Annotated in this window: 28 protein-coding genes; 12 read left to right on the forward strand and 16 right to left on the reverse strand. The window is 43.5% G+C overall.

The features are described 5' to 3' along the window. From OSCIL6407_RS37095 to OSCIL6407_RS0114350, 7 genes are all read left to right on the forward strand, one after another. The coding region (locus OSCIL6407_RS37095) for a hypothetical protein (RefSeq protein WP_234709947.1) at positions 1 to 181 on the forward strand (181 nt) is incomplete at its 5' end. 33 nt (positions 182 to 214) lie between these two features. Then, a complete protein-coding gene (gene rpsP, locus OSCIL6407_RS0114325; RefSeq protein WP_007355231.1) occupies positions 215 to 502 on the forward strand; it encodes a 30S ribosomal protein S16 in 288 nt (95 codons plus the stop codon). Further along, positions 471 to 935, forward strand: coding sequence for a KH domain-containing protein (locus tag OSCIL6407_RS0114330; RefSeq protein WP_007355232.1), 465 nt, complete (start codon positions 471 to 473; stop codon positions 933 to 935). The genes rpsP and OSCIL6407_RS0114330 overlap by 32 nt, the downstream gene beginning before the upstream one ends. Before the next feature lie 263 nt (positions 936 to 1,198). Next, positions 1,199 to 2,152, forward strand: coding sequence for a PhoH family protein (locus OSCIL6407_RS0114335; protein WP_007355234.1), 954 nt, complete (start codon positions 1,199 to 1,201; stop codon positions 2,150 to 2,152). Positions 2,153 to 2,264: 112 nt separating this feature from the next. Beyond that, the gene (locus OSCIL6407_RS0114340) at positions 2,265 to 2,678 is read left to right on the forward strand and encodes a hypothetical protein (RefSeq protein ID WP_007355235.1); all 414 of its coding nucleotides are present in this window, start codon (positions 2,265 to 2,267) and stop codon (positions 2,676 to 2,678) included. A 43-nt stretch (positions 2,679 to 2,721) separates the two neighbouring features. Beyond that, positions 2,722 to 3,126: a ChuX/HutX family heme-like substrate-binding protein gene (locus OSCIL6407_RS0114345; RefSeq protein WP_007355236.1), complete on the forward strand. Its 405-nt coding sequence runs from the start codon at positions 2,722 to 2,724 to the stop codon at positions 3,124 to 3,126. A gap of 48 nt (positions 3,127 to 3,174) precedes the next feature. Next, the gene (locus OSCIL6407_RS0114350; protein WP_007355237.1) at positions 3,175 to 3,930 is read left to right on the forward strand and encodes a DUF6816 family protein; all 756 of its coding nucleotides are present in this window, start codon (positions 3,175 to 3,177) and stop codon (positions 3,928 to 3,930) included. 14 nt (positions 3,931 to 3,944) lie between these two features. Here OSCIL6407_RS0114350 and OSCIL6407_RS0114355 read toward each other — a convergent pair whose 3' ends face one another. The 3 genes from OSCIL6407_RS0114355 to OSCIL6407_RS0114365 form a co-directional block, all read right to left on the reverse strand. Next, complete coding sequence (locus OSCIL6407_RS0114355) at positions 3,945 to 4,436, reverse strand: zinc-dependent metalloprotease family protein (RefSeq protein ID WP_019487367.1); 492 nt, start codon at positions 4,434 to 4,436, stop codon at positions 3,945 to 3,947. A gap of 258 nt (positions 4,437 to 4,694) precedes the next feature. Next, positions 4,695 to 5,297, reverse strand: a complete 603-nt coding sequence (locus OSCIL6407_RS0114360) for a TerD family protein (protein WP_007355239.1) — start codon at positions 5,295 to 5,297, stop codon at positions 4,695 to 4,697. 12 nt (positions 5,298 to 5,309) lie between these two features. Beyond that, complete coding sequence (locus tag OSCIL6407_RS0114365) at positions 5,310 to 5,885, reverse strand: TerD family protein (RefSeq protein ID WP_007355240.1); 576 nt, start codon at positions 5,883 to 5,885, stop codon at positions 5,310 to 5,312. Between the two features lie 304 nt (positions 5,886 to 6,189). Here OSCIL6407_RS0114365 and lysS point away from each other — a divergent pair, with 304 nt between their 5' ends. After that, positions 6,190 to 7,746, forward strand: coding sequence for a lysine--tRNA ligase (lysS, locus tag OSCIL6407_RS0114370; protein WP_007355242.1), 1,557 nt, complete (start codon positions 6,190 to 6,192; stop codon positions 7,744 to 7,746). A 116-nt stretch (positions 7,747 to 7,862) separates the two neighbouring features. Here lysS and OSCIL6407_RS0114375 read toward each other — a convergent pair whose 3' ends face one another. The 6 genes from OSCIL6407_RS0114375 to OSCIL6407_RS34295 all read right to left on the reverse strand — a co-directional run bounded on the left by OSCIL6407_RS0114375 (position 7,863) and on the right by OSCIL6407_RS34295 (position 13,049). Continuing rightward, positions 7,863 to 8,459 carry a TerD family protein gene (locus tag OSCIL6407_RS0114375; RefSeq protein ID WP_007355243.1) on the reverse strand — a complete coding sequence of 199 codons (597 nt, stop codon included), beginning with the start codon at positions 8,457 to 8,459 and terminating at the stop codon, positions 7,863 to 7,865. A 90-nt stretch (positions 8,460 to 8,549) separates the two neighbouring features. Then, the gene (locus OSCIL6407_RS0114380; protein ID WP_007355244.1) at positions 8,550 to 9,995 is read right to left on the reverse strand and encodes a TerD family protein; all 1,446 of its coding nucleotides are present in this window, start codon (positions 9,993 to 9,995) and stop codon (positions 8,550 to 8,552) included. Positions 9,996 to 10,100: 105 nt separating this feature from the next. After that, positions 10,101 to 10,670 carry a TerD family protein gene (locus tag OSCIL6407_RS0114385; RefSeq protein ID WP_007355245.1) on the reverse strand — a complete coding sequence of 190 codons (570 nt, stop codon included), beginning with the start codon at positions 10,668 to 10,670 and terminating at the stop codon, positions 10,101 to 10,103. A gap of 54 nt (positions 10,671 to 10,724) precedes the next feature. After that, on the reverse strand, positions 10,725 to 11,258 hold the full coding sequence (gene def, locus OSCIL6407_RS0114390; protein WP_007355246.1) for a peptide deformylase: 534 nt from the start codon (positions 11,256 to 11,258) through the stop codon (positions 10,725 to 10,727). 246 nt (positions 11,259 to 11,504) lie between these two features. Further along, a complete protein-coding gene (locus OSCIL6407_RS0114395; RefSeq protein WP_007356141.1) occupies positions 11,505 to 12,755 on the reverse strand; it encodes an HhoA/HhoB/HtrA family serine endopeptidase in 1,251 nt (416 codons plus the stop codon). A 69-nt stretch (positions 12,756 to 12,824) separates the two neighbouring features. Further along, positions 12,825 to 13,049, reverse strand: coding sequence for a hypothetical protein (locus tag OSCIL6407_RS34295; RefSeq protein WP_155523399.1), 225 nt, complete (start codon positions 13,047 to 13,049; stop codon positions 12,825 to 12,827). A gap of 79 nt (positions 13,050 to 13,128) precedes the next feature. Between OSCIL6407_RS34295 and gatA the strand changes: the two genes are divergently transcribed. After that, positions 13,129 to 14,592 (forward strand): Asp-tRNA(Asn)/Glu-tRNA(Gln) amidotransferase subunit GatA, encoded by a 1,464-nt coding sequence (gene gatA, locus OSCIL6407_RS0114405; RefSeq protein WP_007357158.1) that lies wholly within the window; start codon positions 13,129 to 13,131, stop codon positions 14,590 to 14,592. Between the two features lie 264 nt (positions 14,593 to 14,856). Here the strand turns inward: gatA and OSCIL6407_RS0114410 are convergent, their stop codons facing one another. The 3 genes from OSCIL6407_RS0114410 to OSCIL6407_RS0114420 form a co-directional block, all read right to left on the reverse strand. Beyond that, positions 14,857 to 15,543 (reverse strand): response regulator transcription factor, encoded by a 687-nt coding sequence (locus OSCIL6407_RS0114410; RefSeq protein WP_007357159.1) that lies wholly within the window; start codon positions 15,541 to 15,543, stop codon positions 14,857 to 14,859. Positions 15,544 to 15,631: 88 nt separating this feature from the next. Then, positions 15,632 to 17,014 (reverse strand): EAL domain-containing response regulator, encoded by a 1,383-nt coding sequence (locus OSCIL6407_RS0114415; protein ID WP_007357160.1) that lies wholly within the window; start codon positions 17,012 to 17,014, stop codon positions 15,632 to 15,634. 152 nt (positions 17,015 to 17,166) lie between these two features. Next, positions 17,167 to 17,964, reverse strand: a complete 798-nt coding sequence (locus tag OSCIL6407_RS0114420) for a RecB family exonuclease (protein ID WP_007357161.1) — start codon at positions 17,962 to 17,964, stop codon at positions 17,167 to 17,169. Between the two features lie 275 nt (positions 17,965 to 18,239). Between OSCIL6407_RS0114420 and OSCIL6407_RS0114425 the strand changes: the two genes are divergently transcribed. Beyond that, positions 18,240 to 18,599 carry a YidH family protein gene (locus OSCIL6407_RS0114425; protein ID WP_019487369.1) on the forward strand — a complete coding sequence of 120 codons (360 nt, stop codon included), beginning with the start codon at positions 18,240 to 18,242 and terminating at the stop codon, positions 18,597 to 18,599. A gap of 91 nt (positions 18,600 to 18,690) precedes the next feature. Here the strand turns inward: OSCIL6407_RS0114425 and OSCIL6407_RS0114430 are convergent, their stop codons facing one another. Beyond that, positions 18,691 to 19,548 carry an alpha/beta hydrolase gene (locus OSCIL6407_RS0114430; protein ID WP_007357163.1) on the reverse strand — a complete coding sequence of 286 codons (858 nt, stop codon included), beginning with the start codon at positions 19,546 to 19,548 and terminating at the stop codon, positions 18,691 to 18,693. On the opposite strand from OSCIL6407_RS0114430, the gene OSCIL6407_RS0114435 reads away from it, so the two are divergent. Then, complete coding sequence (locus OSCIL6407_RS0114435) at positions 19,547 to 19,816, forward strand: hypothetical protein (RefSeq protein ID WP_007357164.1); 270 nt, start codon at positions 19,547 to 19,549, stop codon at positions 19,814 to 19,816. The two genes, OSCIL6407_RS0114430 and OSCIL6407_RS0114435, sit on opposite strands and share 2 nt — an antisense overlap. A gap of 196 nt (positions 19,817 to 20,012) precedes the next feature. After that, positions 20,013 to 22,082, forward strand: a complete 2,070-nt coding sequence (gene glgX, locus OSCIL6407_RS0114440; protein WP_007357165.1) for a glycogen debranching protein GlgX — start codon at positions 20,013 to 20,015, stop codon at positions 22,080 to 22,082. Positions 22,083 to 22,467: 385 nt separating this feature from the next. Here glgX and OSCIL6407_RS0114445 read toward each other — a convergent pair whose 3' ends face one another. The 3 genes from OSCIL6407_RS0114445 to OSCIL6407_RS0114455 form a co-directional block, all read right to left on the reverse strand. After that, entirely contained in the window at positions 22,468 to 23,874 is a 1,407-nt protein-coding gene (locus OSCIL6407_RS0114445; protein WP_007357166.1) for an NAD(P)(+) transhydrogenase (Re/Si-specific) subunit beta, read from the reverse strand. Between the two features lie 67 nt (positions 23,875 to 23,941). Further along, a complete protein-coding gene (locus OSCIL6407_RS0114450) occupies positions 23,942 to 24,235 on the reverse strand; it encodes an NAD(P) transhydrogenase subunit alpha (RefSeq protein ID WP_007357167.1) in 294 nt (97 codons plus the stop codon). A gap of 50 nt (positions 24,236 to 24,285) precedes the next feature. After that, a complete protein-coding gene (locus tag OSCIL6407_RS0114455; RefSeq protein ID WP_007357168.1) occupies positions 24,286 to 25,443 on the reverse strand; it encodes a Re/Si-specific NAD(P)(+) transhydrogenase subunit alpha in 1,158 nt (385 codons plus the stop codon). Positions 25,444 to 25,576: the final 133 nt, after the last annotated feature.

Raw genomic sequence — 25,576 nt, forward strand, 5'->3', positions numbered from 1 at the left:
AGAGGGCAGAGGAGCAGAGGAGCAGAGGGCAGGGGGGCAGAGGGGAAATCTTTATCTTTCCTGTTTCATCTCCCCATCTCCCCCATCTCCCCCATCTCCCCCATCTCCCCATCCTCCCCATCTTCCCCATCCTCCCCGCTCCCCCGCTCCCCATCTCCCCTATTCCTTCTTCCTGAAATAGCTTACAATCGATCAAGGATTATTTTGCACGAACATGATCAAACTGAGATTAAAACGATACGGTAAAAAACGGGAGGCAAGCTACCGGATTGTAGCGATGAATAGTACCTCCCGTCGGGACGGCCGCCCTCTTGAAGAACTAGGTTTCTATAACCCCAGAACAGACGAAACAAGGCTGAATATCCCAGGAATTGTCAAGCGTCTCCAAGAAGGTGCTCAGCCGACTGACACTGTGCGCGACCTACTGAGAAAAGCTAATGTTTTTGAACAAGTCGGAGCAGGAGCTAACCTTGAGTCCAGTAATCCAGCGATCGCCAGCTAGTCCTGATTATGTGGGGCTGGTGCGCTTTTTAATCGAGCCTTTTTTAGAATCACCTGGGTCTTTGCGAGTTGATTGCGAACTACACCCACGCCAATCGCGGACGTGGATTCGGCTGGCTTTTGACGAGCCAGATAAGGGGCGCGTGTACGGCAGGGGTGGACGCAACATTCAGGCAATTCGGACTGTACTGGAAGCGGTGGCAAAAACAGCAAGCGAATTCGTGTATTTAGATATATACGACGCTCAAGAGGGCGATCCTCGCTACTCCAATCCTAAGAGCGATTCGCGCTATGGAAGTGCTAGGGGCGATCGCGACAGTCGCGACAGCAGACCCCGAAGTAGAGATATCGGCGGCAGACCATCGAGAGAACCGTCCCGCCGTTCAAGTCTGCCCCCAATTAAACCTAACAGAAGCAATCCAGACTTCGGTTAGCAATTTTAGGGCGATCGGCAGTCTCTACATCATTTATATGTCTGTTGAGGAAGGCCGCGTTGCCCCCTTGGATGCTAGGGCTTACGCTAAAGCCCCTAGCTTTTTTATTTAAGAGGGGCTAGGGGCTAGGGGCTAGGGGCTAGGGAAGAGGGAAGAGGGAAGAGAGAAGAGGAAGAAGGGTTTAGAATCAGGGTTTTAGGAATTCAGAATGTCCTAACCGCCTTGGCAATTGATAGTTTTAATTGGAGGGAGCTTATGTTAGCATGACAGAAATATTAACCATTGAATTACCGAGTGTTGAGAGCGCGATCGCGATCGCGGGTTATCAAGAAGAAAATCTCAAAGTCTTGACCAAACAAACCGGGGCTAATGTAGTCTTGCGAGGGCAAGAGCTAGTGCTTTCTGGGACAGAAAATCAAGTAAAATTGTGCGAGAAATTAGTGCGATCGCTTACCCAATATTGGAAAACTGGTAAAAGCATTTCTGGAGTAGATATCCTCACCGCACGCCACGCCTTAGACACCAACCGCCAAGAGGATTTACAAGACTTGCAGCGCGACGTATTCGCCAAAACCCGACGAGGCGAAGAAATTAGAGCCAAAACCTTTCGACAGCGGCAATACGTCCAAGCTTTACGCACCCACGACCTCACATTTTGCATCGGCCCGGCGGGTACTGGCAAGACCTATTTAGCAGCAATTCTGGCAGTGCAAGCACTCCTTTCTAAGCAGTACGAACGGCTGATTTTAACACGCCCAGCAGTGGAAGCCGGCGAAAAATTAGGATTTTTGCCTGGTGATTTGCAGCAGAAAGTTAATCCTTATTTGCGACCGCTGTATGACGCTTTATACGAAATGATTGAACCAGAAAAAATGTCTGATTTAATGGAAAAGGGAACTATAGAAGTAGCTCCTTTAGCGTATATGCGCGGTCGCACTCTTAGCAATGCGTTTGTGATTTTAGATGAAGCCCAAAATACTACTCCCGCGCAGATGAAAATGGTATTAACTCGTTTGGGTTTTCGTTCCCGAATGGTAGTTACTGGCGATCTAACTCAGACTGATTTGCCCTATAATCAACAGTCGGGATTATCAGTTGCCCATCATATTCTGCGTCACGTTGAAGGTATTGCTTTCTGCGAATTTTCTCAGGCGGATGTTGTGCGACATCCTTTAGTGCAGCGGATTGTTGCTGCTTACGAACAGCACGAAAAATAATCTTTGTAGTAGCGCTATGTTATAAGGATGACAAACTCAGGTGCAGAGCATTATTTTGAGAAAGATGTATTTCCGTTGTTTTACACTAATTTTTAGTGCAGGAGGTAAAAAAATGATTGGTGACTATAAATTGTCAAGCGTAAAAAATGGCATTGGTTATTTCGCTCGTGTTGTAGTAGAAGCTATGCTTTTTTCTGAAAAAGAATTGGTAATAGATGCCATAGGTCATCAGATCAATAGGAATGAATGTGAGGTTAATGCAGAAACACATAAAGACTGGATTAATGCAGCAATTGAAGGTGCAAACTACACTTTAAAACATATCAAGCAATTAGATGAAATAAACAAATCCGACGTTAAAATTATTAAAGTTATTGGACTTGAAACTGATACTACAGAAGATGCTGTAAGAACGGCAGCCTCTATTGCTACATGGCGAGCTATAAATCTAAATTGCCCAGAACCTGAGCCTGTATTTGACAAAAATTGGTATGTTGTGTTTCCTGTAAGAAATCAACACCTTTAATTTTTAGTTTTTTTAGTTTAGTTACTTAACAACTCACAAAATCATGCCTAATCTTAAAGAATTTCTGGAAGAATGTGAAAACCTCGGCACACTGCGTTTAATTGTTACAAGTAGTGCGGCTGTACTGGAAGCGCGGGGTAAGATTCAAAAGCTTTTCTACGCAGAGTTACCCAAAGGTAAATATGCAAATATGCACACAGAAGGCTTTGAATTTCACCTGAATATGGACAAAATTACGCGGGTAAAATTTGAAACTGGTGAGGCAAAACGGGGCAATTTTACTACTTATGCAGTGCGCTTTTTAGATGAAAAAGAAGAACCTGCTTTGAGTGCATTTTTGCAGTGGGGAAAACCAGGGGAATATGAACCGGGACAAGTTGAATTTTGGCACGAATTAAAGGAGAAATATGGGGAGGTTTGGGAACCAGTACCAGTACAGGAGATTTAGCTTATTTTGTTGAAAGTAATTGCATTCTTTAGTTTCTTTCTAGTTACATTGCTTTCAAGTGCTGAGGCTCAAGCTGGTATTTTAGCAGATAGATTAGCCAGTTTTCCGCATTGGGAAAGCAAGCCACTTGTTGCCTCAGCTAAGGGGGATTTGATTTATCCAGAATGGATGGCTGGTAACTGGACTGTAGAGAGTACGCTGGTGGATTTAGCAGCACCTTTAGCGCCGGATATCGTAACACCTGGATTTGATAGCAATCGCCAGTATTTGAATCAGCCAGTTAGATTTAAAGTTCGATTTCAGGCTGCAAATGCTCAGTTAAATACGATGAGTTTAGTTGAAAATTTACCTGCATCTAAGTCTAACTTATTAACGAGAGGAGATAAAACCAAAAATGGAATTGTAGCAGATAGAGCTTTTAATGGGTTGAATATTGGTAGAGCTTATTTAGGTGATAATGGGGTGCTTTCCGTGAAAGTAGATCCCCATAATCCTAACCGTCAAATTACCTTGTTGAGAGATGACAAACAATTAATTTCTATTGTCACCAATCGCGGTATTGAAATCCCTAACAAAAACGAGTTTATAGGTACGGAAATTTCTCAGCAGATATTTCAAGGGGAGTCTCAGATTTATTTGAATGAGGTAGAAACAACCACTGCTTATCAGTTTTTAGAGTCGGATAATAAAATTTTAGCAGATCAAGTGACTGCGATCTATTTATCGCCCCAAGACCCAGATTATTTTGCAGCAATTGGTCGCCCCGTAGCTCTTTATCGATATCATTTGGAGTTAGTAAAATAAATAAAACTTACCAATCACTTAGAGTTATTAGAGTTATTATATCTACGGATAGCATTATTCATCAAGTTTATTTGCTCTGCATGAAATGATGGTGGCATTAAGCTATGAATTGTATGATCCAGTCCATCGTGCATTACATCAGTCGGAAGTGAAGAATGATCTAGACCTAGTGTATGACCAATTTCATGGGCGATGGTATTAGCAATTAAGTTAGACATTTGATTAACACTCAGGCTAGCATTGTAAGAAGCATAGAATACTCGATCGATGCGGATAATAGCACGGTTTGTAACTACGCCTGATTGGAAACTAGCAACACCAAGATAGTCAACGGGTTGGTTGTCAGCGAATATATAGACATGAGTAAAGTTTTCACCCCATTCTTTGGGATCGGGGATATCTGATGTTAAAAATACCTTAACGCTTCTAAATGCACTGTAGAGTTTGGAGAAAGCATCTATAATTAGAGAAAACATCGCTTCTCTATTTTCTGATGTGACAGCCATTTCGGACACGTCTACCCAAATGCAACGACGGAAATCGCTATTCTTATCTATTAGAAATTTGCCACAAGCAGGGCAAAAATCCCACTGAGGTTGAATGCGGGAACGACATCCCTGACAGCGAGGTTTAGGGGGTCTAGTCAGGTTTAGCCGTTGCGAAAGAGGGAGTTTGAGCTTACGATTGTGTTTGGTTAAGTCTAGGCGATCGTACAGAGACATTTACAGCGTAAGTGTTTTTAAATTTAGGTATTGAGGGAGTGCTTAAGAATATTTGGTAATAAGTTCCCCTAACCCATTAACCTTAACACCGTCACCAATTGCGGCCATTTTCCACTCATTATTATGTCTGTAGATTTCAGCCATAATCATCCCAGTCATACCTTTGTATTCAGAACCCGATAGGTTATATCTGGCGAGTTCTTTATTATTGGATGTATTAACCAGGCGTACAAACGCATTTTCAACTAACCCAAAGTCTTGTTTGCGAACAATACAATCGTAAATGTTAACTGTAAAAACCAGTTTCACAATCTCTAATGGCATTCGAGATAAATCTACCAAAATTTGCTCGTCATCTCCATCTCCCGCACCCGTGAGATTATCGCCGAGATGCGTAATTGCTCCTGAACGGTGTGATAGATTACCAAAGTAAACAATATTCGCAATATCCTTTACTTTGCCATCTTGGTCTAAACAAATCACGGAAGCATCTAGGTCACAATCATGAGTATTGCTGAAGGCTCCAAATAAACCACTCCCTGAACGTTTGACAACATCCCACCCCAATCCACACATCAGTTTTGTGAGTCCTGGTGCTTCTTTAGAAAGCGAGATTCTCTGTCCTTTTTGTAGTTGAATTGCCATTGATTTTATCTCCTAGCTATAGCGGTCGAGTAGTGCTTGTAAGCCACCTTGATAACCTGCTCCCACTGCGTTAAGTCGCCACTCACCATCTTTACGATAAAGTTCAGCCATAATCAGGGCTGTTTCTATGGAATAATCTTCTACAAGATCGTAGCGAACTGCTTCTTGTTGTGTTTCCATATTGACGAGGCGAACGAAGGCATTTTGTACTTGACCAAAATTTTGACGGCGTTGTTGGGCTTCATGTATAGTTACAGCTATAACTATTTTTTGGATATCCGCAGGCACTTTTTTCAGATTGATTTTGATGACTTCATCATCACCCTCACCTGCACCCGTGAGGTTATCCCCCATGTGCTGAATTGATTTGTCAGGATCGGGACTGGTGAGGTTATTATAAAAAATGAAATGGTTGTCAGAAATTAATTTTTCATTAGCCCCTAAGAGGAATAATGATGAGTCTAGATCGAAGTCGAAACCCGTGTCTGTAGCTTTAATATCCCATCCCAGTCCCACAAATACTGCTGAGAGTCCGGGTGAAATTTTATCGAGCGATACACGCTGTCCTTTTGTCAGTGAAACCGCCATTATTCAGTCCTCCTCTGTTTGGGATTAAGCGATCTATAGGTAAAGTTGAAATGCTTGTTTAACGATCTGCTGAAAGCAGCTTAAAACCTTAAAATTAATATTTTAAGCTTATAAGCAAAGTGTAAAAACGTCAATAGTTTTGACAAATCTTTATTATTTTTTTATGCGCTCGGACAGAGAGCGATCGCTCTTTAGTAATTAACCAATTAAGAACCTGAATCAATAAACTATTAATATTGCGAACCCCAGAATTTCTATATTTATGATATGATACTGTGTCCACAACTTGAAAGGGTGAGAAGTAATGAGTCGGAGTGAAGCTGAAGTCCGTAGCCAAAAAATTGATGAGTTGCGATCGCAAGGGATAGAGCCTTATCCCAGTCAGTCTTACGCGCGATCGCACACAGCTAAAGACGTACATGAATTATTTAGCCAGCCAGGAAAAGAACTCCAAAACGGAGAAACTGACCCCGAAGAAATTTCTCTCCGAGTTTGCGGCCGCATTACATCCAAGCGCGATAGTGGTAGCATTTGCTTTATTGACTTGAAGGATTTTTCAGACAAGATTCAACTCAAAATTGAGAAAAAAATCGTTACTGGCGAATCTGGTTTGAGCTTTAAACAAGTACAAAAATTACTTGATGTCGGAGATTTTGTCGGTGTAGAAGGAATTGGCTGCCGCACTCCACGCGGAGAACTTTCTATTTTGGTGCGAGAATTAAAGGTATTATCAAAAGCTACGATACAATTTCCTGATGCTTATTACGGCGTTAATGACCCAGAAATTTGTCGTCGTCATCGGGAGATGGATTTAGCAGGAAACCAAGCATCTTTCCATCGTTTCGCTCTTCGCAGCCGCATCCTTCAGAGTATCCGTTCCTATCTGTGGAAGGCAGATTTTTATGAGATAGAAACACCTACATTGCAAGCTATTTACGGCGGTGCTGCTGCCCGACCTTTTATTACTCACCATAATGCTTTAGATGTAGATTTGTATTTGCGAATCGCTCCTGAATTATTTTTAAAGCGGGCAATTTGCGGCGGTTTCGATCGCGTTTTTGAACTAGGGCGGGTATTTAGAAATGAGGGTGTTGATAGTACCCACAATCCTGAGTTTACATCTTTAGAAGTTTACCAATCTTATGCTGATTACTTCGACATTTTGACTGTTGTAGAAGATGTCATGTGCTATGCAGCTAATGCTATTTTTGGTGATATTAAGGAAATAGAAAATCAGGGAGAAATCATTAGTTTAGAACGAAAATTTGATTACACCCATACATATCCTGGTTTTAATGGTAAGCATTGGCAAGTGAAAACGATGGTGGAAGCGGTTAAAGATGAAACGCAACTAGATTTTGAAAGTTTGAGTTTGGAGGAAGCGATCGCATCTGCCCAAAAATTAGAATTACACCTTTCTAAACTCGAAAAACAAAGTTTAGGTTACGTACTCTACGCCATATTTGACAAAGTAGTTGTCCCTAAACTGATTCAGCCTACTTTCATCATTGACTTTCCTGTAGAAGTTAGTCCCCTAGCAAAAGGACACCGTAGCAAACCGGGATTTGTGGAACGCTTTGAGCTATTTATCAATGGTACAGAATACTCAAACGGCTTCTCCGAATTGAACGATCCCAAGGAACAAAGAAAGCGGTTTGAGGAACAGCTAGCCCAGAAAGATGCAGGCGATGATGAAGCACATCCTATGGATGAAGACTTTATTCAAGCTTTATCTTTAGGGATGCCGAATTGTGCGGGGATGGGCATAGGTATAGATCGGTTAGTGATGCTTTTGACTAATACTCAAAGTATTCGCGATGTGGTGATGTTCCCAACTATGCGGCCTGTTAAAGATTCTTAGATCGATTGTCGATAGATCGTGCTTGTAGGGGCGGGTGTGCGAAAATTTTAGATGAGAAAATTAGAATATAAACCCGCCTCTACCAATGAAATTAACTAATCTACTACGATCGATTTTTACCGCATAAACGAACCAACAACAACATTAAAATCATCAGCTAAAGGATTACCCAAAGCCTTAAATTTCCACTCTCCACCATCTCTGTAAACTTCCCCAATCAACATAGTTATCTTACCATCGAAAGAAGGCTCGCTCGACAAACTATATCGAGCTATTTCTTTCCCCGTTGCATCTATCGCCCTGACAAAGGCATTTTCTACCATCCCAAAATGTTGTTTTCGCTCTTTAGCCTGATAGATATTCACACCCAAAATTATCTGATGATATTGTTCAGATAGAGAACTGAGCCTCACAACTATCTGCTCATCGTCTCCTTCACCTGCACCCGTTCGATTATCGCCTAAATGAACTACGGTTTTATCTTTAGATTCCAAATGGCCGTAATAAATGACATCTTCCTTATAATTCTTTAACTTGCCATTTTCTCCCAATAAAAGAGCATAAGAATCCAAGTCAAAATCCTTACCACCGCCGCCAAAAAGACCACCTTTTGACTTAGCGATATCCCAGCCTAAACCCATCGTCAGCTTGGATAAATCGTATTCACTTTTACTGAGAATAATGCTTTGCCCTTTCGTCAAATTAATAGCCATAGTTTTGTATTGTTTCTAAGGTTAATCTATGCTGGAGTTTGGTAATTGTAAATGAAGACTGAGCTTTATTTACCTTCGGAGGCTAACTCGTTATGGTAAAAGATGTTGACTTCGTGCTGATTTTACCCAATTTGGGTATTCAGTTGTCAGCAAATCATATAATTCTTCATCGGCAATAGCTTCGGGATCTTCTACACTAAAAAAATCGGCATTATCTAAGTAGCCATTTTTCATTTCATCAAGTTGCTCTAAAAAGCTAAAATCGCTTGTCATCGCCTTTGAAAACCAACCACCAATTCCCTTACTTTTTACATCCTTACTCGACTTGCCAATCGCCATAAACTGCCAAAATATTGGCTCATAAGATGACCATTTTAAATGTTGTTTAGTATCTTGCTCGTCAGCAGTAGCTCCATCTGTGACAAACATAACATAAACAGGTCGATCTGCGGCAATGGGTGAGTTGCGGATTTGTCCATGACCATCAGGAAAATAGAAATTTCTGATCTCTTTCATTACTTTCCCATAATAAGTCCACCCTTCTAAAGGATATTGATGTAGTATATTGTGAATAAAGTTGGGAAAATTATCTACCGTCATTTCACCCGGATTGTGGGCATTAGCTCCAAACAGAAATATATCAATAGAACCATCGTCATCAAATCGACATCCTAAAGCCAGAATCTTCTCTGCTAAGCGCTGAATTTTTCCAGAATTGTAGAGGGAGGTCATAGACGAAGAAATATCAAGACAAAGCGCTACTTTAGCCTGATGATTTGTTAAATTAGCTTTTGCCAGCGAGATATCTACTTTCTTAACAAGGTCAAAAATGTGCGGCGCTTTCTCCTCAAGCTTTTTCTCTAACATAATAGCTTTCAGATTTTTGTTGCCATGTTCAGGATGTGGTAATTTAGGTAACGTAGGTTCTACTTTTTTCTCGGACTGTTTAATCTCTACGTAATATTTATCCACAAAACTTTGTAATCCCTGTTTATAACCTTGTCCTACGGCCTGAAATCTCCAGGTTCCATCCTTTCTATAAAATCGTCCAAATTCTACGGCTGTTTCTTCTGAAAAAGCCTCTTGTAAATCATACCGTGCTAGCTCAATTCCTGTATCTAGATCGTAAAATCGAATAAAAGCTATTTTGATTTGACTGAAGTTTTGATTTTTTGCCTGTCCTTCGTGAATAGTGACAACAAAAATCATTTCTTCAATCACCGAATTTACCTTAGCCAAATTTACATAAATTGTCGCGTCATCCCCTTCAGTTTGCCCATATCTATTGTCTCCAGAGTGTCTTAAAGAATCATCCAAAGATTGAAGGTTGTTGTAAAATATAAAATATTTTTCGTCGGGAACTTTGCCATCATCTCCTAACATAAAGACAGAGGAATCAATGTCATATTTATCATTAGTTTTCGAGCCACTTAAGCCCTTCTCTACTTTCCATCCAAGGGCTATAGCCACCTTGGTTAAATTGGGAGCTTCTTGAGAAAGATTAAACCTTTCGCCCTTCTTTAATTGAATTGACATTTTGTTTATATCCTCATTCAGTCTGATTACTAAAATCAAGGGGAATATTCACCCCTATTTTGAATTTCCCCTTGATATATTTACCTTAGCTTGATAGAGTTTGTGTTAGGCATATTTGTCTACAAAACTTTGCAAACCAGCATTAAAACCTTGTCCTACTGCTTGGAATCTCCATTCGCCATCTTTCTTGTATAGCCGTCCAAACTCAATGGCTGTTTCTCTGGAAAAATCCTCATCTAGATCGTACTTAGTTACTTCTGTGGAGGTAGTATTGTCGTAAATCCTGATAAAAGCATTCCTGACTTGACCAAAGTTTTGTCTTCTAGTTTCAGCTTCATGGATAGTGACAACAAAAACAATTTCTTCCACAGAAGCATCTACTTTGGATAAATCAATTAGAACTGTCTCATCATCTCCTTGACCTTCTCCGGTTCTACTATCTCCCAAATGTTGTACTGAACCATTTGGGGATTCTTTATTATTGTAAAAAACGAAGTATTTTTCGCTAGGAAGTTTCGCATTTGCACCCAGCATAAATACAGAAGCGTCCAAATCAAAGGCCGCTCCAGTATCGGTAGCATTGATATCCCATCCTAAACCAATACCAGCATTCTTTAACCCTGGTGCTTCTTTGGAAAGATTGATTCTCTCGCCTTTGCTCAGATTGATAGACATCTATATTACCTTGGTAAACTCAACAACTTTCACTAATATCAACTATAGCAAATTTCACAGCTTTTTGACAATTTGCTCTTGATATTCTTCTTCGGCCATTAGTTCTTGGGCATTTTCCACTCTGTCTAAAAATACGAGCCCATCTAAATGGTCGTATTCATGTTGAAAAATTCTGGCTACAAAATCCCTCAATTCTTGTCGATGCAGCTTTCCATCACGAGCCGTATATTCAATCTCAATCGCTTGATATCTCGGTACTAACCCGCGAATTCCCGGAATGCTCAAGCAACCCTCCCAGTCTTTGACGACATCATTTGAGCGTGCAATAATTTGGGGATTAATCATCGCTGTAGGTTCCATTGTTGGTGCTTGTGGATAGCGAGTACTAGGACGTGAGGCGACGATCAATAAGCGGTAAGATTGAGCAACTTGAGGGGCCGCAATCCCCACGCCATTAGCATTTTGTGCTGTATGAATTAAGTTGTCAATCAGTTTTTGCAACTGCTCATCTTCAAGATTTTCGATAGTTTGAGCTTGGCGACGCAGTACGGGATTACCTAATTGAGAGATTTGTAATATTTCAGCCATGATTTACTGTTAATTCATGTGAATTGGTAATTGTTAGTTGTTAGTTGTTAGTTGTTAGTTGTTAGTTGTTAGTTGTTAGTTGTTAGTTGTTAGTTGTTAGTTGTTAGTTGTTAGTTGTTAGTTGGTAATTGCTAATTGCTAATTGCTAATTGCTAATTGCTAATTGCTAATTGCTAATTACCCCCTATCTTCCCCATCTCCCTCTCTCTTTCCCTAGCCCCTAGCCCCTAGCACCTAGTCCCTTCTTTAGCGGGCAGATTGAACTGGGAGATTTCCTGGTTTTACTTCCAAATTAATCAGCTTACCATCGCGGTTTACCTCTACTTGTAAAGAAGTACCAACTTTAGTATTCTGTACCAATTTTTGCACCGATTCCGATTTGAGCATGGGCTGATTATTGATCTTCTGAATGACATCTCCCGGCCGGAAACCTGCCCTAGCAGCAGGAGAAGCAGGAACAACGCTGTTAATTAAAATTCCTTCGCTAACATTGACACGAATTCTGCTATTCGGATCGTTGTTAACTAGCTGCTGAATTTCGGGTGTCAGCGTCGCCATCTCAATACCTAAATAAGCGTGTTCAACTTTGCCTGTTGTAATCAATTGTTGAGCAATTTGCTGTGCTTCATTAATAGGAATTGCAAATCCCAATCCTTGAGCACCGCTGATAATTGCCGTGTTCATACCAATCACTTCACCAGCAGCATTCAATAGTGGGCCGCCTGAATTTCCGGGATTAATTGCTGCATCAGTTTGAATAAAGCCAATCCGCTTATCTGGGACACCCACATCGCGACTAGAGCGGCCTGTAGCACTGATGATCCCAGCAGTTACCGAGTTATCTAAACCCAAAGGATTACCGATCGCGATCGCCCATTCCCCAGGTAACAATTGGTCAGAGTTTCCTACCTTCGCAATTGGCAGCTTATCGGCCTCAATCTTCACCACTGCCACATCCGTTACTCGATCTTCCCCCAAAACTTTCCCCTCAAAGGTGCGACCGTCCTTGAGTGTCACACTTACTGTATCTGCCCCATCTACAACGTGAGCATTAGTGAGTACCTGACCATCAGCACTGATTACAAAACCGGAACCAGTTCCCCGCTCAACCCGTCCTCTACCTTGTGGTTGTTCTCCCCTAAAAAAATCTTCAGGAGATTGTCCATCCAACCCTAGTCCTCCCGATCCTACCCGTCGAGAAGAGTCAATCCGAACCACCGCCGGCCCGACTTTCTGCACCGCCGCCGCAATAAAATTCTCCTCACCGGGAGCGATCGGCAGGGGAAGTTGTGAGACGATCTGAGCCTGAGAATTGCTATTGTCAGAAGGAATTTTGACTTGCGGTTGGTCAAGTTTCTGCTCTATTCGGTTCTGAGCAGAAACAGGTATTTTCGACAATACTAAGCGATCGCCAATTAGCGCCGCTCCTGCTCCCGTCACCAAAAGCAATATATAAATCGTCGGTTGTTTCCAAAATTTGCCAGTTGAACTATTCATCGCGACCCCATTAGCCAACAAGCTAAATTACAACAGTTGCAGATTCAATCCCCGATTGTACTTTGTAAACTATTGTGTACTTTCAGGATACTTCCTTAACTTTAGCATTTCCAAGGCAGAAGGAAAGGATGGAAGAGATAGGGAGATAACGACTTTTGAGTTGCGAATTCCCCACCCTCCCCATCTCCCCCATCCTCCCCATCTCCCCCACCCTCCCCATCTCCCCCCATCTCCCCCATCTCCCCCATCCTCCCCATCTCCCCCGCTCCCCCGCTCCCCATCTCCCCTGCTCAAGAGCTCCCCAATGGGTACAATTGCCAGGTATATTGGCTAAGGAGCTTTAACTAGACTAGAAAAGATATAAGGAACAAGCATGGCATCCATCCGCGAGTTGCACCAACAACTGGTTAATAAAGAACGCTCTGCTGTTGAAATCGCTCAAGAAGCACTAGATCGCGTTCACCAGCTAGAGCCGAAGTTGCGAAGCTTCCTGCACGTAACAGCAGACAAAGCCTTAGAGCAAGCTCGCAAGGTGGACGCTCAAATCGCCGCAGGAGAAAACATTGGTCTGCTGGCGGGAATTCCCATTGCCGTTAAAGACAATATGTGTACCCAAGGGATACCCACAACTTGCGGTTCCCGGATATTGAAAGACTTTGTGCCACCCTACGATGCTACAGTCGTCTCCAAACTGGAGGCTACTGGTGCAGTTTGCTTGGGTAAAACCAACATGGACGAGTTTGCGATGGGGAGTTCCACAGAAACCTCAGCGTATCAACTGACGGCAAACCCTTGGGATTTGGAACGAGTGCCCGGCGGCTCTTCTGGCGGTTCAGCGGCGGCGGTGGCGGCCCGCGAATGCGTGGTAGCCTTGGGTTCCGATACGGGAGGTTCTATCCGCCAGCCGGCCTCATTTTGTGGTGTAGTGGGGATGAAACCGACTTATGGGTTAGTTTCTCGCTATGGTTTAGTGGCTTACGCTTCTTCTCTGGATCAAATTGGGCCTTTTGGTCGGACAGTGGAGGATGCAGCGATTATGCTAGGTGCGATCGCAGGCTACGACTCTAAGGACTCCACCAGCCTCAACGTCTCCGTCCCCGACTACCTGACGGCCCTGAGACCGAATTTGCGGCCCAAAGGTCAAATTAGAATTGGCGTGATTAAAGAAACCTTTGGCGTAGGTTTAGACTCCGTAGTTGAAAAAGCTGTCACCAAAGCGATCGAGAAAATGCAAGAATTGGGCGCAGAAATACAAGTTATTTCTTGTCCCCGATTCCGTTACGGTTTGCCTACCTACTACATCATTGCTCCCTCAGAAGCTTCGGCAAATTTAGCTAGATACGACGGTGTAAAGTACGGTTTCCGAACTCCAGACCCAGATAATTTGTTAGAAATGTATGCCAAAACTCGCGCTGAAGGTTTCGGAACAGAAGTCAAGCGGCGGATTATGATTGGCACTTATGCTCTGTCGGCTGGTTACTATGACGCTTACTATCTCAAGGCTCAAAAAGTTCGGACTTTGATTAAAGAAGACTTTGATAAAGCCTTTGCTCAAGTAGACATTTTAGTATGTCCTACTGCTCCGACTACAGCTTTCAAAGCCGGTGAGAAAACTGACGATCCTTTGAGTATGTACTTGTCCGACTTAATGACTATTCCAGTGAATCTGGCTGGTTTGCCCGCATTAAGTATGCCTTGCGGCTTTGACGAAAATGGGATGCCAATAGGGATGCAAATGATTGGCAAAGTATTGCAAGAATCACGGCTGTTTGAGGTAGCTTATGCCTACGAGCAATCAACTACTTGGCATCAGCGCCTTCCTCAAATTTCAATGTAGTAAAATTAGGAATTGGTAATTGGTAATGGCTAATTGGTAATTGGGATACACAGATTTTACAGATTCCTCTGATTTCACAGAGTAAATAATCAGGACTCTAACTAATCCGTGTAATCCGTGTAATCGGTAAAATCCGTGTTCATAATTGGTAATTGCTAATTGCTAATGGTTAATTCAGGAATTACGCAAAACCATCCGTAACGCTGCTAGAAAATTAAAAGTTAAAAGTTACAAATTAAATTCATCATTTTTAATTTTGCATTTTTAATTTTTAATTTTCTTCGGCGAAGGTTCAGTAGGTTTATATCCTCCTTCTAAGGCAAAGCGAACTAACTGAGAGCGATTTTCTAGTTGTAGCTTGCTGAAGATACTACTAAGATGAGCTTGCACGGTGCGGGGACTTATAAAAAGGCGATCGCTAATTTGCTTATTTGTATAACCTTGAATCACCTCCCAAAAGACTCTTTCCTCTGCGGGTGTTAAGGGTAAAGGTTGAGACTCCGGTGTTACAGTTGGAGGTGGAATCTTTACCTGTTCAACACCAGAGTTTTGGAGCAAGCGGACAATTTCAGCATGAATACGGTGACTCCGCTCCAACTGTCCCTTCACTTTAGCTAGTATTTCCTTTGGTTGAAAAGGCTTTACTAGATAGTCATCTCCGCCAATAGAATGACCTTCAACTTTCGATTCTAACTCTCCTTGACCTGATAAAAATATAAATGGTACTAACTGACCCAAACGGCTCGAACGCAGGCGACGGCAAAATTCAAACCCGTCCATATGTGGCATCATCACATCTGAAATCACCAGATCTGGAGGATTGCTTTCAAAAATAGATAGGGCTTCAAGACCTGAACTCGCACATTCAACCTGATATCCTCGGCTTTCCAGATAAATTGCTAAGACTGCCTGACAGTCTAGTTCGTCGTCAACTACTAATATCTTTTGCATACTCGCATTTTACCAAGTTGCGTTGCCCATAGTAGCGCCAACCCTTTGCGATCGCCATTCCTTACTCCTAATTTAGCGTCGGAGTATATCAATTAGCCCAAAAAGCTGACATTTGGTAGCTCAATCTAGAAGATTTTAAACCTGAAGAAAAAAATTGATCCGATCCTTCTTCCTCTGAGATTGGCACCAAATTGATAACTCGACTAGATTTAGACATCAAAGAAGGGGATGATAATCGCTTACCTGCCGTTAAAAAGGTTTCAAATTCTGCGGCTGGTTTAGCTGGGCTAAACAAATACCCCTGTATGATATCACACTGTTTGTCTCTTAAAAAATCTAATTCTGCCTCAGTTTCTACGCCTTCAGCAATCACTGTTAGCTCTAGATTATGAGCGAGTTGAATTACGGCTGTTGTAATTGCTTTATTATGAGCATCGCTGGCAACGTTACTCACAAAGCATTTATCAATTTTCAAACAATCAAAAGGAAATTGTTTGAGATAACCTAATGAAGCATAGCCAGTTCCAAAATCATCAATTGCGATCCGAATTCCTAGAGATTTAAGTTCATTTAAAGTAGCAGTAGCGACAGCAACATTTTCCATTACTGCGCTTTCCGTCACCTCTAATTCTAAATTGCCGGGTTCTAAGCCAGTAACCTTTAATATTTCAATAATTCGGGGCAAAAGCTGGGGATCGGAGAGTTGACGAACTGATAGATTGACTGATATTCGGAAGTTAGCAAATCCAGAGGCGATCCACCAGGCCGTTTGAGTGCAAGCAGTAAATAATACCCACTCTCCCATCTGGATAATTAAGCCTGTCTCTTCTGCTAGGGGAATAAATTCGGCTGGCGAGATCGTACCTTTTTCGGGATGGTTCCACCGTACTAAAGCTTCTGCACCGATAATTTCGCCAGTGGCGAGTTCTACCTGTGGCTGATAGTAAACTTCAAATTCATTCTGTGCTAAAGCGTGGCGGATTTCAATTTCCAGCGCCAATTTCTCATTAGAAATCGTATTGGTAATTACCGACTCATTAACTAGATCGTTCAGCCTTGCTTCCGCTTGATGAAGTGCTTGAGTGAGAGGTTGAGTGATGGTTTTCCTCTTAGAGAGAATTGACGCGATCGCGCCGAGCAATTCTTCCTTCGTAAATGGCTTAGTGAGGTAGTCATCCGCTCCCAATTCCATTCCCCGACGAAATTCAGCCTTGGCGGATTGAGCGGTGAGAAAAATAAACGGAACCGCAGAGGTGAGTCGGTTTTGGCGCAGGGCTTTGAGCACTTCGTAACCGTCTAGATCGGGCATCTGCACGTCACACAAAATTAAATCTGGGATCTCAGAAAGCGCCACTTTTACCCCCATCCGACCATTCTCAACAGCACTAACTCGAAAATCGTGGGCTTCCAGCAGTTCCACTAGCGTTTCCCGGATTAGTGATTCGTCTTCAATCACCAGAATTTTGATCATGGTAGTTAAATAACAAATGGCACCTTACTATAGCACAATCAAATTAATCATACTATACTAAATTCACTAATTTAGTGAATTTAGCCAAATAACCAATAAATACTTAGCCATTTGGCTAGGTATTAACTTCTCACTTCAATAGTCTAATATTCTTAATCTAATTCTAGAGAAAGTTGCAAATGGCTTTGTTCTTTCGCCCGATCTGGTAGGGGATCGGGGGGGTCAGTAACAGCAGGACAATAGCGAGTATAGGTACATTTTGTACATTGTTTTCCGGGATTTGGCTGCCACTCACTATCTGTCCGCAACTGCACTGCAAGTTCGCCAATTGTTGCTTCTACCTGCTGTTTATGTTCGGGAGTAGCTTCAAATACAATTTCTTCTCCTAGTTGCACGTACAGTAGACTCATTTGCTTCAAACTCTGATGATATTTTTGTTCTAAAGCTAAGTAGTACAACCCGATCTGCAAGTCGATTTCATCGGGGTCAAAGGCTGGCATAGTTTTAGTGGATTTGTAATCGATTAGTTCTAATCCATCTTCGAGCCAGTCTAGGCGATCGTAGCGACCAGTAATCTTAAAATCTACATTGCACAAATTCAAAGTTGCTTGGATTTTTCCTTCTACGGCTAAAGGCTTTCTTAACGATATCAAGGGCGCAATAAATTGGCAGTAATAAGTGTTTAAAATCTCTGCTCCCGAAGCCTGCAATTCGCTGCTCAAAAGAGAACTCACGCTTTCCCAACATTGGTTAATCCAAGTCATTTTCGGTAACGGATCGAGATAGTGCCAATCCCAATAAATTTTAGCGAGGGCTGCGTGTAAAGCTTTTCCTAAAGCGGGAGAAACGAAAAAAGCTTTAGTTTTCAATCCTCGTTCGTACTTGAAATAGTAGGATTTCGGACAGCGGTGATAGTCTTGTAATTTAGTAGCTGAGAGTGGGTAGGGCATAACTTCAGCAGGAAGAAAGGGGCTAGGGGTTAGGGGCTAGGGGCTAGGGAAGAGGAAGAGGGGGAGGCGGAGATGGGGAGATAGGGGAGATAGGGGAGATGGGGGAGCAGAGGAGCAGGGGAGAAATTTTCGATTAGCCATTAGCCATTAGCCATTAGCCATTAATAATTAATAATGTTATAATTGATAATTAGGGAAAAACAATTAAATTTTACGATCTTTTTTAATGAGAGTTAGGAGTTTTCGTGATACAGGTACGGTTGAAAACTAGAAAAGTGAATGCGGAACCAAAGCCGCATAATGAGTCGCGGGTACGGGAACACTTATCAAACGAGCGTACTTATTTAGCTTGGATGCGGACTGCGATCGCGCTAATGGCCTTTGCGGTCGTAATCATCCGTCTGCGAGCTTTTCATCCACCCTTGGTTTCCAGTATTGGGGTTGGCTGGAAGTTAAGCATAATTCTTTCTCTGGTTGCTTTGGGGACGGTGTTGATGTCAACTCAACACTATTTCGCTGTCCGCCAAGATATCGATCGGGATGTCCATGAACCAGGCGATCGCTGGGTTATTCTTTTAAGTCTCACTGTCACGCTTTTAGGAACAGGGATTATATATTTGGTATTGTTTCAATAAGATTTAATTCCTCATATACTTTTTAAGTAATTAGCCCGTAAATCTGATTATTTCTAAGTATATTCTGAATTTCTGGAAATGTCTATTATGTCTATTGTAAAAATTCGCGTATTCTTTGAAGATATGCAGCACCAGCAGTTTTAGCCGTATTTGTGTGATCGGCATTAGGTACAATATATAATTCTTTGGGTTCGCGAGCTGCCTCAAACAATTTTTTGCTCATCTCAACAGGAACCACAGTATCAGCAGTACCGTGAATAAACAGCACGGGCATTTTTAGCTTGGAGACTTTAGCGATCGAGTCAAACCGCTGCGTCAGTATCAAATCTATAGGGAACATCCGAAAAGAACGCTTATAGTCCACCATCTCCCGTGTTGAAGTAAAGGAACTTTCGACAATCAACCCGGCTGCTTCTGGGTGATGCACAGCTAAATCAATGGCGATCGCACCACCTAAAGAATGACCGTAAATAAAAATTTGACTGGGAGGGATCTCCCGTTCTTTGACTAAATAACCCCAAGCAGTTTTAGCATCTTGATAAACCTGTGATTCATTGGGAAAATTGCCCGTACTCCGGCCGTAACCTCGGTAATCAATCAACAATACTGACAAACCCAACTGGTGAAACCGATTAGCGTGTTCGAGATTAGCTCCTATATTGGAGCCATTGCCATGTAAATATAATACTACTTGCTGTTGTTGCTCTGGAATTGATTTCGCACTTGGCATCCACCAACCGTGAATGCGTTCCACCTGTCCAGTTTTAGTAACTATCGGCAACCAGACATCTTCATAGACCAAGTTAAAAAAATCAGGAGTAATATCGATCGCCTGTATCGGGAAAAATAGAAACTTAGTCTGGTTTATGAATAGGAACGTACAGATAGCAAAATAGCCCAGGGCGCAGACTCCTCCAACAACTGTCAGCAACTTATATAAAAAAGACATGAGTACCTACAAAATAGCGGTTTGCTCGAATATTACTAACATTGTACAAACTGCAATTGCTATAGGGAGGGGCGTACTGAGATTGCTAAAGTCTGGTAGAGCTGGGGCGATCGCAGTAGAGTGGGTGGCTGAGCGTTGTACAATTCGATCGGACTTACAGGCAAGCGAACAATTAGCTCGTCAGCAAGCACAATTATGTCTACTGCAACGATCGCGATCGAGATCCCTTTTTTGGCAGATGAGATCGATAGACCTCTCCAGAAATTAAGTTTCCGACCAAACAGGATCGGGCTTTCGGGTGCTTTTTCCCAGAGGTCTAATCGTCAAACTGCAAGAGACTGCTATAGCGCAAGGATAATTTAGCTGAACCTGAAAGACTTACAGCGTTGCTGGCTAAACAATCTTGCCTAATTCGCATCAATTAATTTTTCTATCTTACTGTCTGGATTAAGGAAATAGACCCGATGAATTCTGAGATATTACCTGGTTTAAGTTTCCCCCTCGGCGCTACAGTCATCTCCGAAGGCGTTAACTTCTGCATTTACTCCAAAAACGCTACAGCTTTAGAACTGCTGCTTTTTAATTCCCCTGATGCACCCGAACCCGATCGCGTCATTAAACTTGACCCTAAAGAAAATAGAACTCACTACTACTGGCACGTTTTTATCGCCGATATTGGCGCAGGACAAATTTACGCTTACCGCGCCTACGGCCCCTTTATCCCAGAAAAAGGACTGCGTTTCGATGGCGAAAAAGTGCTGCTCGATCCCTATGCTCTCGCCGTAGTAGGATGGGAAAATTATAGTCGCTCAGCAGCCTGTCTTCCCGGAGACAATTGTTCAACCGCCTTGAGAGGCGTAGTTGTCGATCCGAGTACCTACGACTGGGAAGGGGATATCCCCCAACGCCGCCCCTATTCTCAGACTTTAATTTACGAACTGCACGTCGGCGGTTTCACGCGCAACCCTAACTCTGGGGTGTCCCCAGAAAAACGCGGTACCTATGCCGGTCTAATCGAAAAAATTCCTTACCTCCAAGAATTGGGGATCACCGCAGTCGAATTGCTACCTGTCCACGAATTTGATGAACAAGACGTGCGGCCAGGACTTAAAAATTACTGGGGTTATAGTACGATCGCATTTTTTGCTCCCCATCGCGCCTACAGTTACCGCCGCGATCCCATTGGGCCCGTAGACGAATTTCGCGACATGGTTAAGGCCCTACACAAAGCTGGAATTGAAGTCATCCTCGATGTCGTATTTAACCACACGGCTGAGGGTAGCGAAGACGGGCCGACACTTTCCTTTAAGGGATTAGAGAATGCAGCTTATTACATTCTGGAGGAGGATCAATCTAAATATAGCAACTACAGCGGTTGCGGTAACACCTTGAAAGGTAATCACGATATTGTCGGGCGGATGATTATTGATAGCCTGGAATACTGGGTTTCCGAGATGCACATAGACGGGTTTCGCTTCGATTTAGCCTCCGTACTTTCTCGCAGCCAATCAGGTCATCCTCTCACAGATCCACCGATTTTGTGGGCGATCGAATCTAACCCAATTTTGGTAAACGCCAAGGTAATTGCAGAAGCTTGGGATGCAGCGGGACTTTATCAAGTCGGTTCCTTTATTGGCGATCGCTTTGCCGAATGGAATGGCCCTTACCGAGACGAAGTACGGCGTTTCGTCAAAGGAGATCCAGGAACCCTAGTCAGACTAGCAGCGCGGATTATGGGCAGTCCCGATATCTACCCCCAAGTTGACCGCGAACCAAATCGTAGCATCAACTTTATCACCTGCCATGATGGTTTTACCCTCAACGATCTAGTTTGCTACAACGAGAAACATAACGAAGCAAATAACGAAGATAGCCGCGATGGAGCTAATGATAATTTTAGCTGGAATTGCGGTGTAGAAGGAGAAACAGACGACCCTGCCATTGAAGCTTTGCGCTTACGGCAAATCAAAAATTTCTTCACAATTATTCTGACTTCTCAAGGTACACCGATGCTACTGATGGGGGACGAAGTGCGGCGATCGCAGGGGGGAAATAATAATAGTTACTGTCAAGACAACGCATTGAGTTGGTTTAACTGGAATGGTGTAGAACAACACTCAGGTTTAGTGCGCTTTGTTAAAGGACTCATCCAATTTTCTCAGTCCCTAGAGATTTTCCATCAAGAACGAATATTAACTGTTACCTTTGGCAGTCAAGAACCTCACATTATCTGGCACGGAGTGGAGTTAGGGAAGCCAGATTGGAGCATTAACTCTCACGTTTTAGCTTTTACTCTCCGACATCCTAAAGCTGGGGAAAACCTGCATATTATACTCAATGCCTACTGGAAACCCCTAGCATTTGAATTGCCGCCGCTAGGAAGAGACGAATCTTGGCATCGCATTGTCGATACTGCATTAGCCACTCCTGATGATTTTTCTCCTCTAGAAGTAGCGCCGTCTGTTACGGGAAAAGCTTATCAGACAGAGGCGCGATCTGCTGTAGTCCTGATGGCGCGATCGAACTTTCATTGAAATGTTGGTAATTCCTAATTGCTAATTGCTCACAACAAAAAGCCCGATTTCTGCAAGAAACCGGGCTAAAATATTAACTTAAAACCCCAGAGAAACCTGACGGGGTGACAATGCGGCTGAAACCTTTATGGGCTCATGGTTAAGGCTCCTGAACCTCCAAAAAGATATCAGCGATTATGACTTGCTTATTGACAATTATGATAGTAGCGATCGCCGCCGCTCCTTATTCTCCGTTATCTACCGCCGAAAAAGTCGCGATCGCACGCACCTATCTTTTTTGAGGCAGATCAACTCAAACCCTTGTCTAATATGTCTTTCAACTTGCTTGTCACCCCGTCAGCAGAGAAACTCTAATCAATCAGAATTTATCTGCGGTAAAAATTCCTTACAACTGCTTCACCTCAGACACCAACTTGGCAACTACATCCTTAGCGCCACCAAACAGCATCATCGTTTTATCCTTGTAGAAAAGCTCGTTATCTACACCAGAAAAACCAGCATTCATCCCGCGCTTAATTACGATTGTATGCTTTGCCCTTTCTACTTCTAGAATTGGCATTCCATAAATCGGACTAGCTGTATCGTGACGGGCGGCTGGATTTACTACATCATTTGCCCCAATTACTAGAGCTACATCAGTCTCATCAAACAAAGGATTGATATCATCCATATCGTACAATTGCGGATAAGGCACGTTCGCTTCTGCTAATAGTACGTTCATGTGTCCCGGCATCCGTCCGGCTACTGGGTGAATCGCATATTTTACGTCAACGCCGAGGCCTTCCAATTGATCTGCTAATTCGCGGACAGCGTGCTGTGCTTGGGCTACGGCCATCCCATAACCAGGAATGATCACGACCGATCGCGCATAGCCTAACATCATGGCGCTTTCTTCCATGTCTATGCTGCGAACAGTCTTGTCGATCGCACTACCAGCAGCAGCAGTCGTGGCCCCGCCACCGCTACTACCAAAGGCACTAAACAAAACGCTTGCTAGAGAACGGTTCATCGCCTTACACATAATCTGTGTGAGGATGATCCCCGAAGCGCCCACCAGTGCCCCCGCGATGATTAGCATATTGTTCATCAAGATGAACCCAGCTACACTCGCAGCGATCCCCGAATAGGAGTTTAGCAGCGAGATCACCACAGGCATATCGCCGCCGCCGATTGGCAGCACAAACATGATGCCGAGTATGTTGGAGATCAGGATTAAACCCAGGAATACTGAGAAATTTTCGGGATCGAAGACTAAATAGGCGCTACCGGCTAAAAGTGCTATCGCCAATGCAGCATTTACCGGTTGCTGAAAGGGAAAGGTAATCGGCGCACCGGGAAGCAATTCTTGCAATTTACCAAAAGCCAATAAGCTACCAGTAAAGGTGATCCCGCCAATCAACACGCCCAAAACGATCGTGATCGTAGCGTCGGGGGTCGGAGATTCGGGGATGCTGAGATAGCGCCAAAATTCACCGACGGCAACTAAGGCAGAAGCCGCACCACCAAAGCCATTGAGCAAACCTACCATCTGCGGCATATCTGTCATGGCCACAGTTTTTGCCATGATCGTTCCCAAAATGGAACCAGCGATGATACCGACGACAATTAGTTCGTAGCTGACAACTTGACGTTCCAGCAATGTACCAACGATCGCGATCGCCATCCCAATTGCAGCTAAAACATTACCTTGACGCGCCGTTGCTGGCGATCCTAATTGTTTCAAACCAATGATGAATAATGACGCAGCTACTAAATAGCTTAACTGAATGCCACTAGGCAGAAAATCGCTCATAAGTCCTCAAAGAGAGTAGAAATCGTGAGGTTAACAAAAGAATCCCATTTCCAAAGGGTGGAAAGCCTTAAGCTTTCACCTCTTTTTTCTTGAACATTTGCAACATCCGATCTGTCACTAAGAAACCGCCGACTACGTTAATCGTTGCCAATGCGATCGCGATCGTCCCTAAAATCGAAGTGACGCTAAGATTTCCTTGACCTGAAATCAAAATTGCCCCCAAAACCGCGATCCCAGAAATCGCATTAGAACCAGACATTAAGGGTGTGTGCAGCGTTGGTGGAACTTTGTTAATTACTTCAAATCCCACGAAGGACGCTAAAACAAACACTACTAAACCCGCAATCAATCCTGATGCCATAAATTTTGGTAATTGGTAATTGTTAACTGTTAACTGTTAACTGTTAACTGTTAACTGTTAACTGTTAACTGTTGAGCGGTGATACCTAAAGCTTCGCGTACCCGCTGATTGCGGATTTCACCACTGTGGGCAACGCAAGCTCCAGTGATGATGTCATCTTCAAAATTCAAATTCAGGGCTTTATCTTTGACCATTAGCTGAAGTAAAGCCGAAATGTTTTTCGAGTAAGTTTCGCTGGCGTGTACCGGCATTGACGATGGCAAATTAATCGGGCCGATCACCGTCACACCGTTCCACAGCACATCTTTACCAGGCTCAGTACATTCGCAGTTTCCACCTTGCTCAGCAGCTAGGTCAACAATCACCGAGCCCGGCTTCATTTGAGCTACCATTTCTCTGGTAACAAGCACGGGCGCTTTCCGGCCTGGAACTTGAGCGGTAGTAATTACTGCGTCTGATGCGCCGACGTGCTGGGTGAGCACTTCGCGGGTGTATTGCTTGGAGGCCTCGGAAAGTTCCTTGGCGTAGCCGCCAGCGGCGACTGTTTCTTCTTTTAGTTCGACATCAATAAATTTAGCGCCCAAGCTTTGGACTTGTTCTTTGACATCGGGCCGGATGTCGAAGGCTTCGACTACTGCACCTAAGCGGCGTGCAGTTGCGATCGCCTGTAAGCCAGCTACGCCTGCACCCATTACCAGCACCTTCGCGGGACGAATTGTACCGGCTGCGGTGGTCAACATCGGAAAATATTTGGGCAAAGTCGCGGCCGCGATCAGCACTGCTTTATAGCCAGCAACGTTAGCTTGAGATGACAGCGCATCCATGCTTTGAGCGCGGCTGGTGCGGGGGATCATTTCCATGCTGAAGGCCGTTACTTGGCGTTCGGCCAAACGTTGCACTAAAGCAGGATTTCCCAAGGGGTTCAGAAATCCGATAAATACTGACCCTTCCCGCAACTGATGAATTTCTGACTCTTGCAGTGCGCCAATTTTCAGCAGTACATCCGCCTCGCCCCACAGTGCGGCGGTATCGGCTACAATCTTTGCTCCTACTGCTTCGTAAGCAATATCGGAGAAGAAGGATTGCTCGCCAGCACCGGCCTCAACCAACACTTCAATGCCCTGTTTTACTAACTTGGCTACAGCGTCGGGTATTAAGGCTACTCGGCGCTCGCCGGCCTCGACTTCTTTCGCGATCGCTACTTTCATAAACTCTCCTTAAATTTTAGTTGGAATTCTGGGATTGCCACTTAACAGGATCTGGCTTGCCCTTTCAAGCTTGGGTCTGATGCGCCAGAGCATATTGCGCTAGAGGGCCCTATCCTGAGAGCAATAAAGCCAC

It is taken from the genome of Kamptonema formosum PCC 6407, from assembly GCF_000332155.1.
In the GTDB taxonomy this organism is placed as follows: Bacteria; Cyanobacteriota; Cyanobacteriia; order Cyanobacteriales; family Microcoleaceae; genus Kamptonema; species Kamptonema formosum.